At 56.3% G+C, this 7,828-nt stretch carries 6 protein-coding genes; all 6 read right to left on the reverse strand.

Features of this window, described 5'->3' with window-relative positions; translation table 11 throughout:
* Positions 1–625: glycosyltransferase family 4 protein (locus ACETWG_07020; protein MFB0516338.1), on the reverse strand; the 625-nt coding region annotated here is incomplete at its 3' end.
* On the reverse strand, positions 622–1,887 hold the full coding sequence (locus ACETWG_07025) for a glycosyltransferase (GenBank protein ID MFB0516339.1): 1,266 nt from the start codon (positions 1,885–1,887) through the stop codon (positions 622–624). The genes ACETWG_07020 and ACETWG_07025, both read right to left, overlap by 4 nt.
* A 224-nt stretch (positions 1,888–2,111) precedes the next feature.
* Positions 2,112–4,346, reverse strand: a complete 2,235-nt coding sequence (locus tag ACETWG_07030; protein MFB0516340.1) for a FlgD immunoglobulin-like domain containing protein — start codon at positions 4,344–4,346, stop codon at positions 2,112–2,114.
* A gap of 133 nt (positions 4,347–4,479) precedes the next feature.
* Positions 4,480–5,529: a dipeptide epimerase gene (locus ACETWG_07035; protein MFB0516341.1), complete on the reverse strand. Its 1,050-nt coding sequence runs from the start codon at positions 5,527–5,529 to the stop codon at positions 4,480–4,482.
* 97 nt (positions 5,530–5,626) lie between these two features.
* Entirely contained in the window at positions 5,627–6,796 is a 1,170-nt protein-coding gene (locus tag ACETWG_07040) for an NlpC/P60 family protein (GenBank protein ID MFB0516342.1), read from the reverse strand.
* Positions 6,797–6,864: 68 nt separating this feature from the next.
* Entirely contained in the window at positions 6,865–7,704 is an 840-nt protein-coding gene (locus tag ACETWG_07045; protein ID MFB0516343.1) for a LamG domain-containing protein, read from the reverse strand.
* Positions 7,705–7,828 lie beyond the last annotated feature (124 nt).

The raw sequence follows: 7,828 nt of genomic DNA on the forward strand, positions 1-7,828 counted from the left end.
GTTTGAAGATATCGGCAACGTCAACTCCCGGGTTTATCACCTTGATTTCATTTTCGTCCCGCCCGATCAGGTCGGCCAATTTTTTCCGGGAATGCTGTGAGACCACAACGTAGGTCACAGCCGGCCAAGGAATGCGCAGCAGATCCCAGGGATAGCCCGGGTGAAAATCCGGGATATAGAGCGGATCCTGCCAGGCCAGGTCGTGGCACCAGGCAATGAGGCACACCGCCCGTTCCTCCGCTAAGGCATGCAATGCCGCCGTCAGCGGAAAATTCTTATGCAGGGTAACGGCGTTATGAACCACGCCTAGATCAACTTCTGACAGCAACGGACGCAACTTTGAGATCAGATAATCCTTAAGGGCGGTGAACTGTGGTGTTACTTCGCCCTGAGCCAGGGCTTCGCCCACTGCGAGCACATCGGGGTGCCGGGAGTCGAGCTCCGGTATCTGGGTAAAGCTGACTTGAGGGTGGAACTGGCTGCCCCGCCCGGCAATGACCCGTACGTCGTAGCCGGCTTGAGCGAGCAGCCGAGCGTGATGGTAGATGGTCGTCTCAACACCACCAACGCCAGGCGGGCCGGCGTAGTGCAGGATAGCAAGAGTGGTTGGCGTTCCGGCTTTCACATCCCCAGACAATCGATCATCAGCGAAAATAGTTTGTGCCTTAACGTGCTATAAGAATAATACCGGCGACCTAATTCATAGTTCTTCTCCACCATCTCCGAAACTAATTCGCTGTTGGTCAGTATTTCACGGGTCATTCGGACAGTATTATCGTCAATTACATTTACAAATGAGATCACCTGAAAACCTTTGGGCTGAATATCGACCCGGTAGATCTCATAGGCGCTGAGCACGATCGGTCGCTGGTAATAGATGGCCTCTAAAAAGGCGTTGCCAAAACCTTCGACGGTGGAAGGATAGGTAACCAGATCTGAGTGCTGATAGGCATCTCGCAGGGAATAAATCTTCTGGCCCGCGGGCGTCGCACCGCGATGGTAATTAAACCTGTCGGCGGCAAATACTAATTTCACCCCCATCAAATGGGCATAATCCATCAAATACTCTTCGTACGCACTGCCTTCGTCCCTCTCCGAGTGGGTTAACAATAAAGCGCAATCCATTTCCAGGCGGCGAACCAGTTCGATGGCGTGTTCAATTCGCTTTCGCGGCACGATTCGCGTGGGTTGGAGGAGCAAATACGCATCAGACCTGACGCCCAGCTCCTCCCGCAAGCCGTCAGCATAGCCATCAGGCTCGGGTGGGGTATTATCGAAGTCCATGACGTTGGGTATGACAGTGGAACTTACTCCCGTCCGGCGGGCCAGCTCGCGGCCGGCTACGGAGCTTATAACCACATGGCGCACTGAAGGCAGGATGGGAGGAAAGGATCCGAGCTGGTAGTCGGAGGCGGCGCTGATTTTGAAACGCGATCGTTCCCACCCGAAATCGTGATGATGCCCGATGGTTGGGATGCTGGTCTCGGCGATCAGCTCGGTCAGGGCCAGACCCAGGGGAACATTCATGGGAATGGAGAGAGTATTTTCGGCAATTATCAGATCCAGTTCGAATTGACGGATGAATTCATAAAGTTTTTCTTTCAGGTAGAGCCGCAGTTCCTGAACCCTGGCCGAGGTCTCCATTGAACGCGTGTAATCGTCGAATAGATCGTTAGTCAGTGCCACGACTTGGGGATGATTAAAATGCGCTTCGGGAACGACATGGACGTGGTCTTGCGGCCAATCCGACTCGCCCGCGAAGCCGAAACAATCATAACCCAACTCGGTGAGCACGCTGGCCCACTTCGCAGCTTCCAAAGAGACCCCGTCAGTACCGGCGAGGCGCTTGGCTACGAATCCAACCCGTCTATCAATTCCATTAGCCATGGCTTCAGCTTTCTAGTTCTTTTAAGCTATTGAAACTATTGAAGGCTTTCAAGTCCTGTGTTTCCGCAAACCTGCTGGGACGAACCTGGCGGCAAGAGCCTGGAACCCGCCAGGGTTCCTTCGGGAAATGATGAAAACAGCCAACCCAGGTTCCATACCGACCCAGCAAAAGGGGCCCGGTATGATCCCGGAGCTCCTGCGCGTTCCTTGCTCAAGTCGCTCCCTTACTTCAGCAGCACCAGCTTGATCGATCCGGTAAACCTGGGCAGTGCCCCAACCTGAGGCGGGACAAGCCCCGCATACTGCGGGACAAGCAGGCGGGCAATATAGACGCCGGTGGGCATTTCACGGCCATCACCGCTGGTACCGTTCCAGATTACATGGTGATAGCCCGCCTCCATCGGTCCATCAACCAGCACAACGACCACCCGGCCCAGCAGATCATACACCACCAACTTGACCGCGGCAGCCGCAGGTAAGTCAAACCGGATGGCGGTGGCGGGATTGAAGGGGTTGGGATAGGCCGGGTGAAGCCCGAACGTGGCGGGCAGACGCTCTCCGGGCCCACCGGCAATGCTCACAACTTCAAACTGAACTTTTTCCACCGCGGCGTTCCCGGATGTATCCGTCATGGCAAAGCCAATCTCCCGATAACCATAGACCGACTTATTGAACACCACCTTCCAGGTCAGGGGCGCCACCTTATCCGGGAATAGCCTGATCAGGTGCTCCCCTCCACCGTCGGCATAGGTAAGGGGGGCCACCTGCCAGATGGGCTCATCGGACGTGGCGGTCACTTCAACCGTGTCACCTCGCTCCACGACTTCCAGGGTAACAGTGGGCGGCATATCATCCGCCAGTCCCCGCCATTTCTGCATCCCTCCGGTGGCGGTTACATAATCATACAAGACATCGGGGAAATATTTCGATGCCATTTTCACAAGGGAGTCCACGCGGATGATTTGCTGGGGGAAATCGGCCTCCGGTAGATGCGACCAGATGGTCATGACCTGATCGGTTCCGTAGTAGGCCCGCATAAAGACATTATACAAGAGACCGAAATCAACACTGCTCATATGGATGGACCGGCTCTCCCAGCCCCTTAAATCACCGGGTGACTGATAGTCCTGGGCGTCCGGGTGATAGGGTACCCACTCCAATGGGGCCCGTGACCAGTCGTAGATATTATCAAGGGGCTCCTGGGTATCATCGTGGACGTGAGGGACGTCGTTTTCCAGCCGGTAGGGAATCAGACTGTCAATGAGAACGGACCACTTGTTGCTCATGTAGTGCCAGCCACTGCGAAAAGAGGTGGGCATCAAATCCCCTTCCAAAAACATCCTGCCGATCGTTTCCAGGAAGTCTTCCCGGTACTCGCCCAGGTCCACCGACTGGTTCCAGTGGAAAGTGCCGTTGCCGTCCGGATCGCTCCAGATCCAGTTGTGATAGTGCAGGGCCAGCTCGTCACCCACCGCTTCCAGAGCCTGGCCACGGTATTTCCTGATCATCTCGAGGTTGGAAATCCAGGGGTATTCCACCTCCGGATTGGTGTTGTACACCATCATATTGCCGCCGATGAGCCACCACGTAAAGACCAGCGGCTCGTCATAGCTGTCCCGCAGCTGGGCCCGGAAAGCGGGATCGATGACCCGGGCTCCATTCCCGTCGGGATCGGAAAAAAGGCCGAAGCGATAGTAATTATCGTGCTGGTAGACGTTCAGTCCGTCCCAAGTGCCGGTATCCGAGCCTAGAATCAGGTACACTTTTCCGGGCTCTTCGACCGGCTCCGGCAACGTAGTGGTGATGAGCATATCATCCACGTAGAAGGTGCTGGTATGCCGGACATAGCGGTTGCCCAGTTGGATAACGAAGGGTGCCTCCCGGAGCGGCTGCACAACCTCGCCCTGGTAGGCGTTATCAATATACAGCGTAGTTGTGTCCCGGCCATTGTACCGGATTGTGAAAGTATGCCATGTATTAAGTGCATATCCCGGGGAAACTATAAGCGTTTCCGGAAGCCAGACGGTTGTGTCTTTCAAGACATCCAGCTGCACATATAGTATATCCGTCTTCGTATCCCGCAAGAGGAACAAGGCCAGAACGGTATTTGCTCCCCGCATGAGGCAGGGTATGGCTTCTTCCCCCATAGAAGCCACGTAAACGCTGGTGGTGAACTCGAAGGGCAGCGAGGCGTCATAAAGGCCGGTGAAACTCTCGATGGCGGAGAACTGATCTACGGTGGAAATCTTCAGGCTATAGAGAGGCGAGACATATTGGGTGTCATCAAGGGCGATACAGTCGGGGCATTCGTCGGCATAAAAGCGGGTCCATACCGGGTTTTCGGTCAGATTCCCGTCGTCGAAACTCTCTGCGAAAGTGGTGTCCCCCTGGCCCGGGAGCCTGAGGGGCGAAAGCGCCACGAAGAGGGCAGCTAAACCAAAGTGCCGCGCTTGGATCATCACCACGTCGCAGCGGCCGATCCCAAAAGAATAGAAGCCGCACCGATTATAGAATTTTCCTGGAAGTAAGCGGGCAATCTGAAGCGCCTCTGCTCCGCTTGAGTTGCTGATTCCACCGTTAGTCTCCTATTGGTCAGGCCCGGGGGGTCACTCCGATGCCGGGGTTATCATTCAATATTAACTGGCCTTTTTCGACGGTTACACCGCGGAAGGGATCGTTTGCGATGAGCAGATTGCCGTCGAGGTCGGCGTAGTCCACCAGGGGTGAGATACTGGCCGCCGCCGAAATGGCCACCGACGTTTCGACCATGCAGCCGAGCATCACCTTCATGCCCAGGGACCGGGCCAGCCAGATCATGCGCAGCGCTTCCTGTAGACCGCCAGCCTTCATCAATTTGATATTGATGCCATCAAAGGCGGTGGCCAGCGGCGGGATGTCCCGGGAGGTTTTGACACTTTCGTCGGCGATGATGGGGATAGCGGCGCGCTCCCGCAGCCAGCGGGTCTCAGCCAGCATACTCGCCGGCAAGGGCTGCTCAATTACTTTTACACCCTGGGAGACCAGCCACTTGATCCTCTCCAGGGCTTCCCGCTTATCTTTCCAGCCTTCGTTGGCATCGACTATCAGGGGCTTATCCGTAACCGAGCGCACCGCCGCGATAATCTCCTCATCACGCTCGGTGCCGACCTTGATCTTGAGCAGGGGGTAGGGTTCCGCTTCCCTCACCTTCTGTCTGATCATTTCCGGTGTGTCGATGCCGATGGTAAAGCTCGTGATCGGGGCTCTGGCTTTATCCAGGCCCAGGTAGCGGTAGAAAGGCAGCCCCATGGATTTCGTTACCCAGTCCATGAGGGCGATATCCAGGGCGGCCTTGGCAGCGGTTTGGGCCGGGTCCAGCTCCTGGATGGCAAAGCCCAGGTCCACGTAATTCCAGGGATTCCACTTTTCAAACAGCGGAATCGCCTTTTCGATCACGGCGATAGCGGACTCGGTGGTTTCGTTGTAGCGTTCGCTCGGTGCCGCTTCGCCGTAGCCGATCACACCCTCCCGTTCCGTGGTTACAATGACGTTCTGCTTGAAGTCGCTGGAGCCCCGGGCGATCGTAAAGGTATGTTTAAGTTCCAGCCGTTTGATCTCATACGATAGTTTTGAACCTTTACTCGTGGTCTTGCTTCGCGTCATGAATCTGGCCTTAAATAAATGGTTTGGAATAAATCCCATGGCTAGTATTGGCAAGCAAAGCCGTTCGATGAATTCCCGGCGCCTCATAGTACTCCTCCTAGTTGAGTTGAATTCGTTTCACTGCCCGCAGGGTAGATTGGCGATATTCATTATAAAGCCGGTGCTCCGGGTCCAGGCTATTGATGCGCACCGAACCCGACGAATGGATAAACTGCCGGTCACCCAGATAAATGCCCACGTGGGTGATTCTCTCTGCCGTGGGGCCGAAAAAGAGCAGGTCAGCTCCCTGCAAATTTTCGAATTGCTCCCCAGGCTCGACTGGTATCCCCTCTAACACCTGCTGGTTGGCATCTCGCGGGAGCGCGATGTTGTTCATCCTGAATACCGTCTGGACAAAACCGGAGCAATCGAAGCCCTTGGTGGAGGTCCCGCCCCATAGGTAGGGTATACCCAGGTAGCTGCGGGCTGTGACCAGAATCTGATCCTGGCTGGCCGGCCGGCTGCGATAGGCAGCCTCATCCACCACCACTGACCGCTCCACGTAGCCGACACGGCCGTCGGGAGTCTCCACCTGCACCCACTTCCTGGTTGGGCCTCTCTTTTTCAGCACAGCCCCCGGGACCAGGTCAACCAGGATGGTTCCGCTCTTGCCCGCCTGATCACGCACCACCCCGTAATTGGCGGTGACGATCACCCGTGGGCCGTGCTGCCACTCAGCCGCGGCCAGGGAATCCACCGCCACCAGCGACGAACTACTCACCCAGCCGAGATAGCGATCCCGGTTATGAACGTACAGGTAGCCTCCATCCCGCTTGTATAATTTGAGGACGGTGCCCAACAATGTCTGATTGATGAGCTCAGCGCTGACGGATGGTGTCCGACGCATATTAGCCACGCTCACTGAAACGATACCGAATACGTGCGGCTGGAGCTCCTCAGAGGGCAGAACCGTGATGGAATCAATGATCTGGAATTCTACAGCTGCGCTGCCAAGTGAATCGAGGAGCACCTCCCGTAAAGAGCGATCGGTCACCGCTCCGGATACGATGATCTGATTTCCCTCGCGGTGCAATTCGATCTGAAACAGATCCAGGCGGGAATCGGGCGCGTGGGTTGCTTTCACCTTTTCCACGACCCGTTCCAGACCCTCAGGAGCCATCGGGGCGCTCTGCTGGCATAGGCCGATAGCTGGAACGGCCGGCAATAGCAGCAACACCATGGCAAGCCCACTGCGCAAAATGATCCGTTGGTTTATCGTTGGCTGCATGATTCGTTTCTCCTTTTGAACCCGACGGGATGAGTCCTCTGATCTACCATTAATCCAAGAGCAATGGGCTAAGCTCCCGCAGCGGTGAATTCGAGCTGCCCGGCACCGGCCTTGAGAATACCGATATTACCCTTGCCGCTGCCATCGGGCACAATGTCATTGTCCTGGCCTTCCCTGTTGAAGCGCCATAAGCCGATCAAGTGGTCCAGGCCGGTGGGGGAGTAATTTTCGGTAAGCTTGTCGGGATTCTGGTAGCGGAAAGCCATTTCACCCTCCGGCAGCACTTTAGTCCACAGCCGCACTTCATCGACAGCGCCATACCAGAAATTGCCCAGGGTGGCGGGATCGTTGGCCACGTCCCAGTCGGCGCCGATGAGGGCGTGACTTGAGCCGATATTCAGATCGACGGCCAGGGCCCGGCTGCCCAACCGTTTGCCATTGCCGAAGACGCGAGCGGTGGTGCCATCGTAGGTAATCACCACCTGGGTGAATACGTCCGGATCAAACCAGTCGCAGCCGGGTATTTCGTAGCTGCCTACGTAAGATTCACCGATGAAAACGAACACCCTGTTGGAGTCGTTGGCGGGGCGGTAGATGCCGATCTCGTTGTCTCCCTGGTCGTCGCTTACCATGAACAGGGTGGGACTTTCCGTGATCTCAGCGGGGAGAGGTTCACCGGCGGCCCAGATCTCCAGGGAGAAGATATCATCATTTATGGCCGACAGGCTGGAGTCAGGCTGACCCGAGAGCTGCCGGTTTTCGATCAGCACATAAGCACCGCCCCTCAATACCACCGAGTTAACCGCTTCCGGTTCCTCTTCGCAGCCTAAGGTCACCAGCATCAGGGGAACGAGTATCCCAGCGAACAAGCGCAGACCGGCAGCTCCCTTGCCGTGAAACTGGCTCATGGGCTGGTCAATCCTTCCACTTCGTTGCTGACGGCACCCTGTCCGAAAATATCGCGGACGATGACCACATAGTACCAGACGGCGCCCCGGTCCACGTCACTGTCACTGAAGGAGGTCAGTCCGA

Source organism: Candidatus Neomarinimicrobiota bacterium (genome assembly GCA_041862535.1).
Classification (GTDB): domain Bacteria; phylum Fidelibacterota; class Marinisomatia; order SCGC-AAA003-L08; family TS1B11.

Coding starts and splice junctions, on each gene's coding strand:
- ACETWG_07035 (MFB0516341.1), bottom strand. CDS start 5,529: ATGACGCGAAGCAAGACCACGAGTAAAGGTTCAAAACTATCGTATGAG.
- ACETWG_07030 (MFB0516340.1), bottom strand. CDS start 4,346: ATGATCCAAGCGCGGCACTTTGGTTTAGCTGCCCTCTTCGTGGCGCTT.
- ACETWG_07025 (MFB0516339.1), bottom strand. CDS start 1,887: ATGGCTAATGGAATTGATAGACGGGTTGGATTCGTAGCCAAGCGCCTC.
- ACETWG_07040 (MFB0516342.1), bottom strand. CDS start 6,796: ATGCAGCCAACGATAAACCAACGGATCATTTTGCGCAGTGGGCTTGCC.
- ACETWG_07045 (MFB0516343.1), bottom strand. CDS start 7,704: ATGAGCCAGTTTCACGGCAAGGGAGCTGCCGGTCTGCGCTTGTTCGCT.